At 73.6% G+C, this 15461-nt stretch carries 16 protein-coding genes, 1 tRNA gene and 1 other RNA gene; 9 read left to right on the top strand and 9 right to left on the bottom strand.

All coding sequences use genetic code 11. The features are described 5' to 3' along the window. Positions 1-107: 107 nt before the first annotated feature. Positions 108-1856, top strand: coding sequence for an ABC transporter permease (locus tag Athai_RS32830; RefSeq protein WP_203965066.1), 1749 nt, complete (start codon positions 108-110; stop codon positions 1854-1856). Positions 1857-1886: 30 nt separating this feature from the next. On the opposite strand, the gene Athai_RS32835 is transcribed toward Athai_RS32830, so the two are convergent. From Athai_RS32835 to Athai_RS32850, 4 genes are all read right to left on the bottom strand, one after another. Then, positions 1887-2711, bottom strand: a complete 825-nt coding sequence (locus Athai_RS32835; protein WP_203965067.1) for a DUF1206 domain-containing protein — start codon at positions 2709-2711, stop codon at positions 1887-1889. Next, positions 2708-3658: a diacylglycerol/lipid kinase family protein gene (locus Athai_RS32840; RefSeq protein ID WP_203965068.1), complete on the bottom strand. Its 951-nt coding sequence runs from the start codon at positions 3656-3658 to the stop codon at positions 2708-2710. The genes Athai_RS32835 and Athai_RS32840 overlap by 4 nt, the downstream gene beginning before the upstream one ends. Positions 3659-3752: 94 nt before the next feature. Continuing rightward, entirely contained in the window at positions 3753-3917 is a 165-nt protein-coding gene (locus Athai_RS32845) for a hypothetical protein (RefSeq protein WP_203965069.1), read from the bottom strand. A 156-nt stretch (positions 3918-4073) separates the two neighbouring features. After that, positions 4074-5090: a DNA polymerase IV gene (locus Athai_RS32850; RefSeq protein ID WP_203965070.1), complete on the bottom strand. Its 1017-nt coding sequence runs from the start codon at positions 5088-5090 to the stop codon at positions 4074-4076. Between the two features lie 47 nt (positions 5091-5137). On the opposite strand from Athai_RS32850, the gene Athai_RS32855 reads away from it, so the two are divergent. Next, positions 5138-5488, top strand: a complete 351-nt coding sequence (locus Athai_RS32855; RefSeq protein ID WP_203965071.1) for an MmcQ/YjbR family DNA-binding protein — start codon at positions 5138-5140, stop codon at positions 5486-5488. Positions 5489-5524: 36 nt separating this feature from the next. Here the strand turns inward: Athai_RS32855 and Athai_RS32860 are convergent, their stop codons facing one another. Both Athai_RS32860 and Athai_RS32865 read right to left on the bottom strand, forming a co-directional pair. Then, positions 5525-5830, bottom strand: a complete 306-nt coding sequence (locus Athai_RS32860; RefSeq protein WP_203965072.1) for a GNAT family N-acetyltransferase — start codon at positions 5828-5830, stop codon at positions 5525-5527. Then, positions 5827-6888: a cation diffusion facilitator family transporter gene (locus tag Athai_RS32865; protein WP_203965073.1), complete on the bottom strand. Its 1062-nt coding sequence runs from the start codon at positions 6886-6888 to the stop codon at positions 5827-5829. Before Athai_RS32865 ends, Athai_RS32860 begins: the two co-directional genes overlap by 4 nt. 58 nt (positions 6889-6946) lie before the next feature. Here Athai_RS32865 and Athai_RS32870 point away from each other — a divergent pair, with 58 nt between their 5' ends. Next, complete coding sequence (locus tag Athai_RS32870) at positions 6947-7303, top strand: ArsR/SmtB family transcription factor (RefSeq protein WP_203965074.1); 357 nt, start codon at positions 6947-6949, stop codon at positions 7301-7303. A 145-nt stretch (positions 7304-7448) separates the two neighbouring features. On the opposite strand, the gene Athai_RS32875 is transcribed toward Athai_RS32870, so the two are convergent. After that, a tRNA-Ser gene (locus Athai_RS32875) sits at positions 7449-7533 on the bottom strand. Between the two features lie 102 nt (positions 7534-7635). Between Athai_RS32875 and ffs the strand changes: the two genes are divergently transcribed. Together ffs and Athai_RS32885 are read left to right on the top strand one after the other, a co-directional pair. After that, positions 7636-7726, top strand: an RNA gene (gene ffs, locus Athai_RS32880) — signal recognition particle sRNA small type. A 164-nt stretch (positions 7727-7890) separates the two neighbouring features. Further along, complete coding sequence (locus Athai_RS32885) at positions 7891-10443, top strand: DNA polymerase III subunit gamma and tau (protein WP_239157308.1); 2553 nt, start codon at positions 7891-7893, stop codon at positions 10441-10443. A 58-nt stretch (positions 10444-10501) separates the two neighbouring features. Here the strand turns inward: Athai_RS32885 and Athai_RS32890 are convergent, their stop codons facing one another. Further along, a complete protein-coding gene (locus Athai_RS32890; protein ID WP_203965075.1) occupies positions 10502-11455 on the bottom strand; it encodes an IS481 family transposase in 954 nt (317 codons plus the stop codon). A gap of 306 nt (positions 11456-11761) precedes the next feature. On the opposite strand from Athai_RS32890, the gene Athai_RS32895 reads away from it, so the two are divergent. The 3 genes from Athai_RS32895 to Athai_RS32905 all read left to right on the top strand — a co-directional run bounded on the left by Athai_RS32895 (position 11762) and on the right by Athai_RS32905 (position 13860). After that, positions 11762-12106, top strand: a complete 345-nt coding sequence (locus tag Athai_RS32895; protein ID WP_203966649.1) for a YbaB/EbfC family nucleoid-associated protein — start codon at positions 11762-11764, stop codon at positions 12104-12106. Positions 12107-12114: 8 nt separating this feature from the next. Then, on the top strand, positions 12115-12714 hold the full coding sequence (gene recR, locus Athai_RS32900) for a recombination mediator RecR (RefSeq protein ID WP_203965076.1): 600 nt from the start codon (positions 12115-12117) through the stop codon (positions 12712-12714). A 132-nt stretch (positions 12715-12846) separates the two neighbouring features. After that, a complete protein-coding gene (locus tag Athai_RS32905) occupies positions 12847-13860 on the top strand; it encodes an NADP-dependent oxidoreductase (protein WP_203965077.1) in 1014 nt (337 codons plus the stop codon). Here the strand turns inward: Athai_RS32905 and Athai_RS32910 are convergent. Then, a complete protein-coding gene (locus tag Athai_RS32910; RefSeq protein WP_239157309.1) occupies positions 13749-14648 on the bottom strand; it encodes a flavin reductase family protein in 900 nt (299 codons plus the stop codon). The two genes, Athai_RS32905 and Athai_RS32910, sit on opposite strands and share 112 nt — an antisense overlap. A 314-nt stretch (positions 14649-14962) precedes the next feature. Here Athai_RS32910 and Athai_RS32915 point away from each other — a divergent pair, with 314 nt between their 5' ends. Further along, entirely contained in the window at positions 14963-15325 is a 363-nt protein-coding gene (locus tag Athai_RS32915; RefSeq protein ID WP_203965078.1) for a nuclear transport factor 2 family protein, read from the top strand. The last annotated feature ends 136 nt before the right edge of the window (positions 15326-15461 follow it).

Consider the following 15461-nt stretch of genomic DNA (forward strand, 5'->3'; position numbering starts at 1 on the left):
GACCGCCCGGAAGTGCTGGTCCGGTGACGCCGCCTGGATGCGCTGGCCAGATGTGGGCGGCCGTGCGTGGCGGAACGACGGTGCCGCCCGAGGCCGGCGATGGTTTCGTGACCGGTCTTGCCGGGCTTGCCGGCGCGGCGGTGCCCGGAGGCGGCGGTCGTTCGACGGTGCGGTCGGGTTCCTGGGTCGGCGGTGTGTTCGCGGTGGCCGGCGCGGACTTCCGGGACCGGGTGCGGCGACCGGCCTTCCTGGTGACGCTCGCGGCGACCGTCGCGCTGGGCTGGCTGATCCTGCCCGGCGCCGGCGCGCACTGGGCGGTACTGCAGATCGGTGACTACCGTGGCCGCTACAGCAGCGACTACGTCGGCCTCGCGACCGCGATGGGCGGCGCGCTGTGGCTGTCGTTTGCCGGTTTCTACGTGGTGCGTGGCGGGATCGCGCGCGACGAGCGCACCGGGGTCGGTCGGCTGCTCGCCGCGACCCCGTTGCGTACCACCGGATACCTGCTCGGCAAGCTGCTCAGCAACGTCATGGTGTTCGCCAGCATGCTGGGCGTGTTGGTTGTCACCGCCGTTGCGCTGCAGCAGATCCGTGGCGAGTCGCGCGCGGTCGATCCGGTCGGCCTGCTGCTGCCGTACCTGGTGTTCGCGCTGCCGGTGCTGGTGCTCGTGGGCTCGCTCGCCCTGGTGAGCGAGACGGTGCCGGTGTTGCGCGGTGGGATCGGCAACGTCGCCTGGTTCTTCGCCTGGATGGTACTGCTGGTGGGCGGTCTGAGCGCGCACGCCCCGCTCGGCGGTCTGGGCTGGCAGCAACCGCTCGACTCGATCCGGGCCGATCTCGTCGCGCAGCACGCCCGGGTGCACGGCGACTTCAGCCTCGGACTGACCTATCTGGACAGTCCACTGCGGACCTTCGAGTGGCACGGCTTCGTGCCGTCGGCTGGTTTCCTCGGTACCCGGCTGCTCCTCGTGGCGATCGCGATCGTGCTGGTGCTGCTCCCGGCGTTCTGGTTCCCGCGCTTCGACCCGGCCCGGGGCCGCCCCCGCCGTGCCGCCGCGCCTGCCCGCGTCTCGCCCGCCATGCCGCCCGGCGGTTTCCGGGGCGCCCCGGCGGCTCCCCCGGGCGCGGGCGTCGCGGCTGCCGTGCCGATTCCCGCATCCGCCGGTGCCCCGGCCGCCACGGCCGCGCGGGGCCGGTCCGTCCCGGACGCCGGCGGGTTGCCGACGACGGCGGCCACGGCGGGCGGCGTCGTGCTGCCCCGGCTGGTACTGGGTGAGCTGCGCATCCTGCTGGCCGGGATGCGCTGGTGGTGGTGGCTGGTCGCCGCGGCGATCGTCGTGGCCGGGATCGCCGCCGGTACCGGCGGGATCCGGCTGACGCTGCCGATCGCCTGGCTGTGGCCGATCCTGCTCTGGTCCCGGCTCGGCACCCGGGACGCCGAGCACGGCACCGACGGGCTGCTCGCCGCGCTGCCCCGGCCGTACCGGCGGCGGCTGGCGCAGTGGTGCGCCGGGCTCGCGGTGACGGTGGCGACCGGTGCCGGGCCGCTGGCCGTACTGGTCGGGCACGGTGACGGGGTCGGCGTCGCGGCGTGGGCGGGCGGCGCGGTGTTCCTTCCCTCGCTGGCGCTCGCGCTCGGCTCGATCGGCCGCACCCAGCGGCTGTTCCAGGCGGTGTACCTGCCGCTGTGGTACACGATCGCGAACGGCCTGCCGCTGCTCGACGTCATGGGCGCGACCCGCGCGCCCGGCGCCGCGGCACCGCTGCCGCCGGCGCTCGTCGCCGCGACCGGGCTGGTACTGCTGCTCGCGGCACTCGCGGCACTCGCGGCGGCCCGGTGGCGACGCGCCCCCTGACCCGGCCCGGCCGCCGGTGGCGTGCGTCGGTCAGCGTCGCTGGTAGCGGGCGCGGACGAAGCACAGCAGGCCGAAGCAGCCGATCCCGAAGGCCACCAGGCACAGCAGCACCCGGCCGTGCGGCTGCCCGGCCAGTACCCGCAGCGCCTGATCCAGCCCGCGGCTGTGGTGCGGCTGGTAGGTGACCGCCGAGACGGTCAGCAGCACGCCGACGATGCCGTACGCGACGCCCTTGGCGACGTGCCCGACCGCGCCGACGGCAAGCACCGCGCGCCGGGCCCGGTGACCCAGCCGGTCCAGTTGCATGGCGCGCTCGAACCGGCGGAGCAGGCCGTAGCAGAGCATGCCGATGCCGAGCGCGACCACCCCGACGCCGATCGCGCCGACCAGGAACCGGCCGCCCGGCAGGCTCAGCGCGGTCGACGTGGCCCGCTGCTCGCTGCGCCCGCTGGACGGCGCGCGGTCGGACAGCACCGTCCGCGCCGTGGTCGCGGTCAGCGCGGCGAAGCAGATCGCCTGCGCGATCGACGTCAGCCGCCGCTGCGTGCCGGGATGGTCGCCGTGGCCGGGTTCGCCCCAGACGGCCTCGGCGAGCCGCCACAGGGTCAGCAGCAGCAGCCCCACGGTGAGGATCGCGAGCAGTACCCGGCCGAACGCGGCGCCGGCCAGGGTGGCGAGCGCGCCGCCGGCGTCGGCCGACCGGCCCGAGCCACCGAACGCGATCTGCACCGCGAGCCAGGCGACCAGCAGGTGGATCGCCCCGTAGGCGGCGTAGCCCGCCCGGCCGACGCGGCGCATCAGCACCTGACGGTGGTGGGTGGGCGCGTGCCGCCACGGCCACCGGATCGCGGTCACCGCTGGACCTCCGCCTCCGCAGTCGGATCAGCTTCCCCGTCGGCTTCGGCCGCCGGCTGCCGGCCCGTCGGACGGTCGGCCGGGACGAACAGGCGCCAGGCGCCCGGCAGTACCCGCCAGGACCGGCTGACGGTCGGCTCGGAGAGCTCGCCGTCCGCGTTGACCCGGAACCGTTCGCCGGCCACCAGCACCCGGTCCGCCGGGCCGTGGATCACGTCGGAGGAGTCGACGTGCCGGCCGTGCAGCAGCCGCAGCGCGTAACCGATCCGCGCGAGCGGCCCGGTCGACTGCGAGATCGTCACGTGCATCCGGCCGTCGTGCACCGACGCGTCCGGGCTGAGCAGCGCGCTGCCGCCGGCGATCGTCGGCGCGTTGGAGACGGCCACCATCAGGTTGCGGTGCCGCGGATGGGTGACGGTACGGCCGTCGATGACCACGGTCAGCCGGGTGCCGGGCCGGACCAGGCCGGCCAGGACCGCACCGATCGGGAACGCGGCCGGGCCGACGTGCGGCTTGAGCGGGCGGGCGCTGTCCGCGGCGTCGGCACCGACCCCGATGTGCGCCGCGTTCACCACCACGTCGTCGGTGTCGTCCACGATCAGGTCCACGGCGCGGGTGACGCCGTCCCGGACGATGCCCGCCGCCGCGGCCACGTCCAGCGGGATCCCGCTGCCGCGGGCGAAGTCGTTACCGGTACCGAGGGGTAGCAGGCCGACGCGACGCCGGTCCAGCTCGCCCCGGCGGTACAGCGCGCGCAGCAGGGCGTGCAGCGATCCGTCGCCACCGGCCACGACCACGTCCTCGTCGTCGTGCTCGGTGAGGATCCGGTCGAGCGCGGCGCCGGCCGAGACGGCGACCCGGGTGACCGGCGTACCGATGAGCTTCTCGCCGGTCTCGATCGACTCGGCGTCGGTGGTTCCCGCGTCCTCGTTGTGGATCAGCAGCATGAGTGCCTCCGGGGGTGGTGCGGTCGCCGAGCGCGGTCGGCGTGGCCGGCACCGGCTGTCGACGCCGGTGCCGGCGGGAGGGGAGTGGGGCGGATCAGAACAGCGCGGCGAGCTTGGTCACCAGCATCGTCGCGACCAGGCAGGCGATGCCGAGCCATTCCCAGCGCACCTTGCGGGTCCGCCGGTGGCTGTAGCTGATTCCGCCCAGCACCAGGAACAGTACGGATGCGATCAACAGCACCACATTGAGTGTCTGCATGCCGGCGTCATACCCATCCGGGTCGATTCGCATGCCACCACCAACTGCCTTCCACAATAGACAGTTTCACGACGGCAAGTTCGACCTCGTCTCCGCTGCACCCGGGAAACCGCTGTCCGAGGTGGCCGGGCCGGTGCGCGCGACTTCCGTGCCAGGTCAGCGGGGGAACTCGGCGCGGACGCCGAGCAGCCGGACCGGGCGGTCCGAGGGAAACTCGTCGAGTGCGGCGAGCGCCGCCCGCTCGATCAGGTCGGCGTCGACCGTCGGCCGGGGCAGCTGACGGCCGTGCGTGCGGGTGCGAAACGGCGCGTACCGAACCTTGACCACCACTCGTTCCACCGCCCGGTCGCCCGCGTCGGCGGCGACCAGCCGGGCGAGCCGAGCCACCTCCCCGCGCACCCGCGCCCAGTCCGCGAGATCCTCCTGGTACGTGGTCTCCCGGCTGCGGGACCGCGGTACGTGCGGTGCGTCGGTCACCACCCCGTCGTCCTCGCCGCGGGCCAACCGCACCAGCCACGGCCCGGTCGCCGGGCCGAGCGCCGCGGCGAGCGCCCCCGGATCGGTACCGGCGAGCCCGGCCACCGTCGTGATGCCCAGCCCGGCCAGCCGTTTCGCGGTCTTCGCGCCGATCCCCCACAGCACGTCGGGCGGCCGGTCGCCGAGCAGCTCGTACCAGGTGTCCGGGGTGATGGTGAAGATGCCGGCCGGCTTGCCGAAGCCGGTGGCGAGCTTCGCCTGGATCCGGTTGGTACCGATGCCGACGGTGCAGTCCAGCGCGGTCGCCGCGCGCACCCGGCGCTGGATCTCCGCCGCGAGCTCCGCCGGATCGTCGGTGTCCACGGCAAGGAACGCCTCGTCCCACCCCAGCACCTGCACGACCGCGTCGACGCCGCGCAGGGTGGCCAGCACCGTCGCCGAGGCCGCCTGGTACGCCTCCCGGTCGACCGGCAGGAACACCGCGTCCGGGCACAGCCGCGCCGCGGTGCGCAACGGCTGCCCGGAATGCACCCCGTACCGCCGGGCCTGGTACGACGCGGTGCTCACCACGCCGCGCCGGCTCGGATCGCCGTCCCCGCCGACCACCACCGGCCGGCCGCGCAGCTCGGGCCGGCGCAGAATCTCCACCGCCGCGACGAACTGGTCCAGGTCGACGTGCAGTACCCAACGGGCCACGCACCATTGTCCCCGGAAATGTCGGTGCCCGGGGGTAGACCGGACGCATGGTCACCGTCGAGGACATACGCAGCTGGGCGACCCGGCTGCCCCGCACCACCGAGGCCCTGGTGTACGACCGGGTCAAGTTCCGGATCGGCAGCATCGTCTACGCGTCGCTGTCCCGGGACGAGACGATCATGGGGTTCGGTTGTCCGAAGGAGGAGCGCGACGCGCTGGTGGCCGGCGAGCCGGCGAAGTTCCTGCCGCCGCTGCCCTCCGACGAACGGTTCAACTGGGTGCGGGTGCGGCTGTCCGAGCTCGACGTGCCCGAGATGCGCGAACTCGTGCTCGACGCCTGGCGGATGTGCGTGCCCAAGAAGATCGCCGCCACCCACCCGCCGCTGCACGCCCCGTAACGGCCGGGTCGCCGCCGCGGTCAGTGCACCCCGCGGTCAGTGCACCCCGCGGTCGGCCAGCCGGGCGATCAGCCGGGCCCGGCAGTCCGGCCACTCGGCGGCGACGATGGAGAAGATCGCGGAGTCGCGCAGCCGTCCGTCCTCACCCGGCGCCCACGACCGCGACCAGCTCCGCAGTACCCCCTCGAACCGGCCGCCGACGGCCTCGATGGCCCGCCGGGACCGGACGTTGCGGGCATCGGTCTTCAGATCGACCCGGGCCACCTGCCAGCGGCTGAACGCGTGCTCGAACAGCAGCAGCTTCGCCTCGGCTGCCCGATCGTGGGCCGCTTGCCGGGTCACCGGTGGTGGGCGAGGGGTTGGTGCGGGTCGGCGTCCGTGGCGGGGTCGGTGTGGATGGTGACCCCGGCGAGCCGCGGGACGGCGTGCAGCAGGGCGTGTTCGGCGTCGACCGCGATGGTGTGGGCGTCGCTCACGGTCAGGTCGGCATCGACGGTGAGGTTCGTTTCGGCGTGCAGGGTGTGCCCGATCCAGCGCAGCCGCAGCGCGTCGACGCCGCGGACGCCCGGAGTGCCGCCGAGGGTGGCTTCGGCGGTGTCGACCAGCGCGGGATCCACGGCGTCCATCAGGCGGCGGTAGATCTCGCGGGCGGCGTCTCGCAGCACGAACACGATGGCCACCGTGATGCCCAGCCCGACCACCGGATCGGCCCAGTTCCAACCGAGAGCGACACCACCGGCGCCGAGCAGTACCGCGAGCGAGGTGAAGCCGTCGGTGCGGGCGTGCAGCCCGTCGGCGACCAGGGCGGCCGAACCGATGCGCCGGCCGACCCGGATCCGGTAGCGGGCGACCAGCTCGTTGCCGGCGAAGCCGATCACCGCGGCCAGCGCGACCACCCACAGGTTGTGCACCGGGGCCGGACGCAGCAGCCGGCTGATGGCCTCGTAGCAGGCCAGCGCGGCGGAAGCGGCGACGAACACGACGATGACGATGCCCGCGAGGTCCTCGGCCCGGCCGTACCCGTAGGTGTACCGCCGGTTCGCGGCGCGGCGGCCGACCAGGAACGCCAGGCCGAGCGGAACCGCGGTCAACGCGTCGGCCACGTTGTGCAGGGTGTCGCCCAGCAGGGCCACCGAACCGGACATCACGACCACCACGGCCTGCAGTACCGCGGTGGCCCCCAACCCGGCGAGGGAGATCCACAGCGCGCGCATCCCGTCCCGGCTGGCCTGCATCGCCGAGTCGACCTTGTCGGCCGAGTCGTGCGAGTGCGGCGTGATCGCGTGCCGGATCCGGTGCGCCCACCCGCCACTGTCGTGCCGGTCGTGCCGGTCGTGGTGGCCGGGGTGTCCGTTGTCGTGTTCGTGGTCGCCGGACGGGTGCTGGTGGTGGCGGGACATGCGGTGTCCTGTCGGGATGAGTGGACGTGGCTGCCTGGCCCGGCCAGAATATGTGCTCATGTACGCACGCGACAACGATGCAGCTGCCGAGCATGTGCATCAGCTACCCACCGGCGAGCAGGTCGAGGCCGCCAGTACCGCCCTGCGGATGCTCGCCGACCCCACCAGGCTGCGGCTGACCTGGCTGCTCCGTACCGCGGAACGGGACGTGTCCAGCCTGGTGGAAGCCACCGGGGCAGCCCGACCGGCGGTCTCCCAGCACCTCGCGAAGCTGCGGCTGGCCGGGCTGGTGCGCGCCCGCCGCGACGGCCGGCGAGCCCTGTACACGCTGCAAGGCGGCCACGTCCGCCGCCTGGTCGAGGAGGCCCTCGCCGCCGCCGACCACCACCTCACCGGCGCCCCCGACCACGACTGACGGCGCGCGGCTTCCGGGCACTCGGCCTGCAGGCACTCGGCGGGATCCGAGGACCCCGGTACGCGGCAGGGCCGCAACTGAGACTGGACGCACGTCGGGCCGGCACCTGGTGGGTGCCGGCCCGACGTTTTGCCTGTTCAGGCGGCGGAGGATACGAGATTCGAACTCGTGAGGGTGTGAACCCAACACGCTTTCCAAGCGTGCGCCCTAGGCCACTAGGCGAATCCTCCGCAGGACACGATACCGGTCCGCGTGGGGAGGTTCCCAGCCGGTATCGACAGGCGCCAGATGCGGGTGGGTTCGGCCGCCGCGTGCCCTGTACAGTAGTCGCCAGCCCCTCGTGCGGCGTGCATCTCGTCAACTCCCCCAGGGCCGGAAGGCAGCAAGGGTACGCGAGCTCTCACGGGTGCACGGGGGCCCTTTCGTGCCCGCATCCCGGCCGTCCGGCCGGCCCGTGCCGGCCCGTGTCGGGCGCCGCGAGGCCCGCCGTCACCCACCCGGCCGCGCCGGGCGGATGGTGTCGGTGCGCTGACCTAGACTTCGGCTCCGGGGCCAGCAGTGGGTCTCGGAGAGGGGGCGAGACGCCGGTGCCCAACATCGCGCTGTACCGGAAATATCGGCCGCGCACCTTCGCCGAGGTGTTCGGTCAGGAGCAGGTCACCGAGCCGCTGATGGCGGCGCTGCGCAACGACAAGCTGAACCACGCCTACCTGTTCAGCGGGCCGCGCGGCTGCGGCAAGACGTCCAGCGCCCGAATTCTGGCCCGTTCGGTCAACTGCGAGAAGGGCCCGACGCCGGAGCCGTGTGGCGAGTGCGATTCGTGCCGGGCGCTCGCGCCGGACGGGCCGGGCTCGATCGACGTGATCGAGATCGACGCGGCCAGTCACGGTGGTGTCGACGACGCCCGCGAGCTGCGCGAGAAGGCGTTCTTCGCACCGGTGAACAGCCGCTACAAGGTGTACGTCATCGACGAGGCGCACATGGTCTCGTCGGCCGGGTTCAACGCGCTGCTGAAGCTGGTCGAGGAACCGCCCGAATACGTCATGTTCGTGTTCGCGACCACCGAACCGGACAAGGTGCTCGGCACGATCAAGTCGCGGACCCACCACTACCCGTTCCGACTGGTGCCGCCCGGGGTGATGCGGGAGCACCTGGAGTCGGTCTGCGCCAAGGAGGGCGTCAAGGTCGATCCGGCGGTGTTTCCGCTGGTCGTGCGCGCTGGCGGTGGGTCGGTGCGCGACTCCCAGTCGATCATGGATCAGCTGCTGGCCGGCGCCGACGAGTCCGGGGTGAGCTATCCGCGGGCGGTCGCGTTGCTCGGCGTGACCGACGTGGAGCTGATCGACGCCGCGGTCGACGGGCTGGCCACCTCCGACGGCGGCGCCCTGTTCGGCGCGGTCGACCGGGTCGTCGAGGCCGGTCACGACCCCCGCCGGTTCGCCTCCGACCTGCTGGAACGGCTGCGCGATCTGATCGTGCTCAACCAGGTGCCGGACGCCGCGGGCAAGGGCCTGCTCGCGGTGCCGCCGGACGAGGTCGACCGGCTCACCGCGCAGGCGCGGCGGCTCGGTCCGGCGACGCTGTCCCGGATGGCCGACATCCTGCACGAGGGGCTCGCCTCGATGCGCGGCGCCACCTCGCCGCGGCTGGTGCTGGAGGTGCTCTGCGCCCGGATGCTGCTGCCCGGCGACGACAGCACCGCCGACCTGCTGCAACGTCTGGAAACGCTGGAACAGCGGATCACCGCCGGTGGCGCGGTGCCACTGGCGGCCGGGCCGGGCCAGGGCGCTCCGGCCGGGCCCGCGGCGGCGGTGCCGGCGCAGGCCGCGGCACCCCGGCCGACCGCACCGGCGCCGACTGAACCTGCGCCCGGTGAGCCTGCCCCGGTCCGTACCGCACCGGCAGAGCCGGCGAGCCCCGCGGCTCCGGATCCGGCGAGCGCCGCGTCGGCGACGGGCCCGTCCGCGCCCGCCCCGGCTGCGCCGCCCACGACCGCCACCCCGGCCGCGCCTTCCGCGCCGGCCGCGCCATCCACCGCGTCCGGCCCGGCCACCGCGGCTCCGGCGTCCGTAGCGGCTGCGCCGGCCACGGCGCCCGCGCCGGTCGCCGCCGGTGTGCCGCAGACCGGCGCCGGCTCGGGTGTGCCCGCCGCGCCCGGCGAGGTGGACCTGGCCACCGTCGAGGCGCACTGGAGTGCCGTCCTGGCCGAGGTGAAGCGGCGGCGGCAGATGGTGTGGGCGATCCTCGGGCAGAACGCCGGGCCGTACGCGTTGGACGGCGACACGCTGGTGCTCAAGGCGCGGAACGCGGGTACCGCGGCGCGACTCAACGACGACAGCCTGGCGTCGGTGATCCAAGACGCGGTGCAGACCGTGCTGCATCACCGGCTGCGGATCCGGTGCGAGGCCAACCCGGCTGGGTCGAGCCGGCCGGCAGCGCAACGCAGCGCTCCGCCGGCCGCCGCGCCGACCCCGCCGGCCGCGTCGGCCCCGCCGACTGCGCCGGCCACGCCCGCGGCGCCGGTGAGCGAGGTCGGCGGCTGGCCCGAGATCACCCGCCCGGGTGGCCCCGCCGCGCCGCCGGCCGGCCAACCGGACGGCGGCACCGGCCCCTCCGCGGCCCCGTCCTCGAACGGTGCGGCGCCGACCGGTTCGGCGACGGTCGGATCCACCCCGAACGGCGCCGGCCCGGCCGAGCCCGGTGCGCTGTCCGCCGGAACCGGAGCCGGAGCCGGGGTCGGGGTCGGGGTCGGGAACGGGCCGGTTGCGAGCGCCGTCCGTACCGCACCGGGGCCGGGAGAGCCCGCGGCCGTGGCCGCGACACCGGCCGGTGCGGTGGCGACGATGCCGCGGCCGGCCAGCGCCCCCGACTGGCTGCCGGACGGACCGACCGACTTCTCGCCGGACGATCCGGTACCGGTCAGTCTCGGCGGCACGACCCCGGTGCCCGGCGGTGCCGCGACGCCGCCACCCGCGCCCGCGGCCGATCGAAGCGCGGCGACAGCACTGGACGGGTTCGCGCCCGGCGACGAGCCGACCGACGAACCGTTCGACCCGGCGAGCGCACCCAAGCCGATCAGTGTCGAGGACCGGGCGGTGTCGCTGCTGGTGCAGAAGCTCGGCGCGGAGCCGCTCGACTAGGGCGTGTCTTCATGGCTCCGCCTCGGTGCAGCCGGGTGGCTGGCCATGAAGACACGCCCTAGCTGTTCTGTCCTGTGAGGTTGGGGACGCGGGTGGCGGGGGGTTGGCCGCCGAGTGCGGTGTGTCGGCGGTGGTGATTGTAGGTGTGGAGCCAGGCTGGGTAGGCGGCGCGGCGGTCGGTTTCGGTCTGGTAGGGCTGGGCGTAGGCCCATTCGTCGAGCAGGGTGCGGTTGAACCGTTCGACTTTCCCGTTGGTTTGGGGCCGGTAAGGGCGGGTGCGTTTGTGGGAGATCTGTTGCGCGGCAAGGGTGTCACGCCACAGGAGACTCTTGTAGCAGGAACCGTTGTCGGTCAGGACGGCTTCGACGGTGATCCCGGCGTGGGTGAAGAAGGTGTGCGCGCGCTGCCAGAACGCCACGGCGGTGTGTTGGGTTTCGTCGGGCAGGATCTCGCTGTAGGCCAGGCGGGAGTGGTCGTCGACGGCGTTGTGCAGGTAGCTGTAGCCGGCGCCGGATCGGGTCTTACGCCCCTGTTGACGTCCGAGGATCTTGTGTCCGCCGCCGTCGGGGATGTTGCCGAGTTTCTTGATGTCGACATGCACCAGCTCGCCGGGCCGGTCACGCTCGTAGCGGCGCACGACCCGGCCGGTGGCCCGATCCAGATGGGTCAGGCGGGCCAGCCGGTAGCGGGTCAGGACCCGGTGCACGGTGGCGGGGTTGAGGCCCAGCAGATACCCGATACGGGCCGGCCCCCACCGTCGCAGGACACGCACCTTGATGATGCGGCGTTCGGTGCGGGTCGGTGTCCGGGCCGGGCTGGTGCGCGGGCGGCTGGACCGGTCCTGCATGCCCTGCTCGCCCGTCTCGCGGTACCGGTCGGCCCACCGCTTGGCCGTGGTCACCGACACCTGGAAGCGTTCCGCGGCCCGCCGGAGCGGCCACCCGTCCTCGACCACCACACGAGCCAGACGCAGCCTGCCTGTCGGTGTCAAGGGTGCGTTAGCGTGAACCATCGAGGGCCTTCCTGGGATCGTCTGGTGTGTCGTTTCGTCGCTTCACACCGAACCCGGAAGGCCCTCACCTGTTCAAGATCATCAGCCCGTGGCTTCCGTCACCAACCTCTGTGGTCAGTACACCTAGCGGCTGGCCCGCAGCCTCGGCCGGGGAGGCAGGCCCCGTCTGCCGGCTCGCCGGGCGGTTCGTGTGCCGGGTTCGCGGGTGGACGGCCGGCGGCGGGCGGCGCGGGTGGTGCTGCGTTGTGGCGGCTACGCTCGGCAGGGACAGACCGCAGAGCCGACGAGCCCCGAGGAGTCGCCGTGATGCCGGGTGGCGGGCAGCCGAACCTTCAGCAACTGCTCAAGCAGGCACAAAAGATGCAGGAGCAGCTGGCTTCGGCGCAGGAAGAGTTGGCGGACACCGAGGTCAAGGGCAGCGCCGGCGGTGGCCTGGTGACCGCGACGGTGACCGGCAGCGCCGAGTTGCGCAGTCTGGAGATCGATCCGAAGGTGGTCGACCCGGACGACATCGAGACGCTGCAGGACCTCATCGTCGCGGCGGTGCGCAGCGCCACCGAGGAGGCGCGCAAGGTGCAGCAGGAGAAGATGGGCCCGATCGCGGGTGGCCTCGGCGGAATGGCCGGCGGCATGCCCGGTCTGGGCTTCTAGGACCGCCGGTGTACGAGGGCGCCATCCAGGACCTGATCGACGAGCTCGGTCGGCTGCCCGGGGTCGGCCCGAAGAGCGCGCAGCGCATCGCGTTCCACGTGCTCGCCGCCGACCGGGAGGACGTGACCCGGCTGGCCGCGGCGCTGACCCGGGTCAAGGACCAGGTGCGGTTCTGCCGGGTCTGCTTCAACGTCGCCGAGGCCGACGAGTGCCGGATCTGCCGCGACGCGCGGCGCACCGACGAGGTGCTGTGCGTGGTGGAGGAGCCGAAGGACGTCGTCGCCATCGAGCGCACCGGTGAGTTCCGCGGCCGGTACCACGTGCTCGGTGGGGCGATCAACCCGCTGGAGGGCGTCGGCCCGGACAACCTGCGGATCCGGGAGCTGATGACCCGGCTGCAGTCGGGTGCGGTGACCGAACTGATCCTCGCCACCGACCCGAACACCGAGGGCGAGGCGACCGCGACGTACCTCGCTCTGCTGGTGAAGCCGATGGGGATCGCGGTGACGCGCATCGCGTCCGGGCTGCCGGTGGGCGGCGACCTGGAGTACGCGGACGAGATCACGCTCGGCCGGGCGTTCGAGGGGCGCCGCTCCGTCGACGTCTGACCGCCGGCGTCCGGGCCGCCGCCCGGCGGCGCAGCCCGGGGACGGGCCGCCGCCCGGCGGCGCAGCCCGGGGACGGGGCGCCGAACGGGCGGTCGGCGCCCGGGAACCCGGGGCGCCGCCTAGCCTGGTGGCATGACAGCTGGGCGGGAGATCAGGTTGGCGGCGCGGCCGGACGGGTGGCCCACCGCGGAGACGTTCGAACTGGCCACGGTCGAGGTGCCGGCGCCGGCCGACGGCCAGGTGCTGGTGCGCAACACCCTGATGTCGGTCGACCCGTACATGCGCGGCCGGATGAACGACGTCGAGTCGTACGTGCCGCCGTTCGAGGTCGGCAGGCCACTGGACGGCGGCGCGATCGGCGAGGTCGTCGAGTCGCGCTCGCCGCGGTACGCGGTGGGTGACACGGTGCTGCACGGTCTCGGCTGGCGCGACTACGCACTGCTCGACGCCGACCATGCGGTGCGGGTCGATCCGGCCGCGGCTCCGGTCTCCAGCTACCTCGGCATCCTCGGCATGACCGGACTCACCGCGTACGCGGGGCTGGTGGCGATCGCCGCGCTGCAGCCCGGCGAGACCGTGTTCGTGTCCGGTGCGGCCGGCGCGGTCGGCAGCGCGGCCGGCCAGTTCGCCCGGCTGCTCGGGGCCGGCCGGGTCGTCGGCTCGGCCGGTACGGCTGCGAAGGTCCGCTACCTGACCGACGAGCTGGGCTTCGACGCGGCGTTCGACTACCACGACGGGCCGGTGGCCCGGCAGCTGCGCGCGGCGGCGCCGGACGGCATCGACGTGTACTTCGACAACGTCGGCGGCGAGCACCTGGAAGCGGCGATCGGCTCGATGAAGCGGTTCGGCCGGGCCGCGATCTGCGGGATGATCTCCGGGTACAACGAGACCGAGCCGCAGACCGCGCCGCGCAACCTGGCCCGGCTGATCGGCTGGCGGCTCACCCTGCGCGGCTTCCTCGTCCGGGACCACGCCGACCTGCGGGACGAGTTCGTCGAGCGGGCGGGCCGGTGGCTCGCCGACGGCAAGCTGTCCTACCGGGAGACGTTCGCCGATGGCCTGCCCAACGCGCCGCAGGCGTTCCTGGACATGATGCGCGGCGGCAACATCGGCAAGATGCTCGTTCGCCTGTCCCCGGCGGACTGACAGGCGCCGCGCCGGATGGGCGGGCGGGTCGGCCAGCCGGTACCGGGGGTACCGCCGGTGCGGGAGACCCGACCCGACCGCGGCGGCGCGACCGTGCCCGGTGCTTCGAGGTCAGGTCGTGACCGGGACGTACTCGCTGTCCCGGTAGAGGTGCTCGGGATCGTGGCGAGGCGGGACGAGCGGGCTCGCGGCCCGAGCCGGTACAGCTGCTGGAAGCTCATGATCAGCGGTCGCCAGGCATCCGGGTCGACGTGGTCGGCCCGGTCCGCGGCGCGGATCTCGTCGTGCACCCAGACCCGGCGGACGAGCACCTCGAACGCCACGATCTTGCCGGACTCCCGGTCGTTGTCGGCGGCGACCGGATGTGCCGCGGCGAGTGTCGCCTCCATCGCGACCGGGCACTCGGCGACGCGCGGCGGCGTCACGGTCTCCGATGGCAGCGGCGTCAGCCGTGCGGTGCCGAACTTGTCCGGCTCGTACCGGTAGCCGCGGGTGGCCCTGACCGCCGACACACAGGGGTTGCCGGTGGTGAGCGCGAGCCGATCGACCGCATCGGCCTGCTCGTCGGAGGGCAGGTTCAACACGCACTCCCCGGTACGGCGGAGGTTACGCGCGGTCTGCGAGCCGGCGCCGAGGCCGAGCACGCCGCGCCGGCCGAGCCAGAACGCGGACGACATCGGGGCCAGATTGGCCGTGCCGTCCGGGTTCTCGGTGGACAGCAGGACCACCGGGGTGCCCCAGTACAGGATGCTCGGCGCCATCTGGGTGTGGCTGTTCTCGTACTCCATGCTGCCAGTCTCCGGGCGTGCGCCGGCGGTGGCTGGCGGGAATCGGCCGACGCGTTGGCGCCGCCGACCTCGCGCCGGGCGGCCGAGCCGGGCCGGTCGCGCCGGGCAGTGAACTACCGATCCGTGACTGATTCGGCGGCCCCGGTCGCGCCCGTAGCGTTCCTCGTACCGACAGGGCAACGCCCGGCGGCACCGGCGGGGCAACGCCCGGCCGCACCGGCGGGGCAACGCCCGGCCGCACCGGCGGAGCGTCCGTCGGTCGCGCCGATGCGGCAACCGTCGGTCGCGCCGAGACGAGACAACAGGAGGAAGTCATGGCAGACACCACCGCACTCGCGACCCGCTACCTCGACGCGTGGAACGAGAACGACCCGGTCGCCCGCCGCGCCCTGGTCGACGAGATCTTCGCCGCCGACGCCCGCTACACCGACCCGCTCGCCGACGTGCGCGGGCCGGAGGCGATCGACGCACTGCTCGGCGAGGCGCAGCAGCAGTTCCCCGGGCTGCGGTTCAGCCTCGGCGGGCCGGTCGACGACCACCACCACCTGGCGCGGTTCAACTGGCACCTCGGCCCCGACGGCGCCGAGCCCATCGTCATCGGGTTCGACGTCGTGACCATCGACGGCGACGGCCGGATCACCCAGGTGGCCGGATTCCTCGACAAGATCCCGAGCTGAACCGCCGGCAGAGGCGCCGGGAAAGGCGATGCTGAGCAAGGCGGCTCGAAGCAGTCCCCCACCCTCCTCGGGGGCGCACCCCGGCACGATCGTACCGTTCGGCCGGGTCTACGGCGGTGAATGACCGGCAAGCTGT

This window comes from Actinocatenispora thailandica (assembly GCF_016865425.1).
Taxonomy (GTDB): domain Bacteria; phylum Actinomycetota; class Actinomycetes; order Mycobacteriales; family Micromonosporaceae; genus Actinocatenispora; species Actinocatenispora thailandica.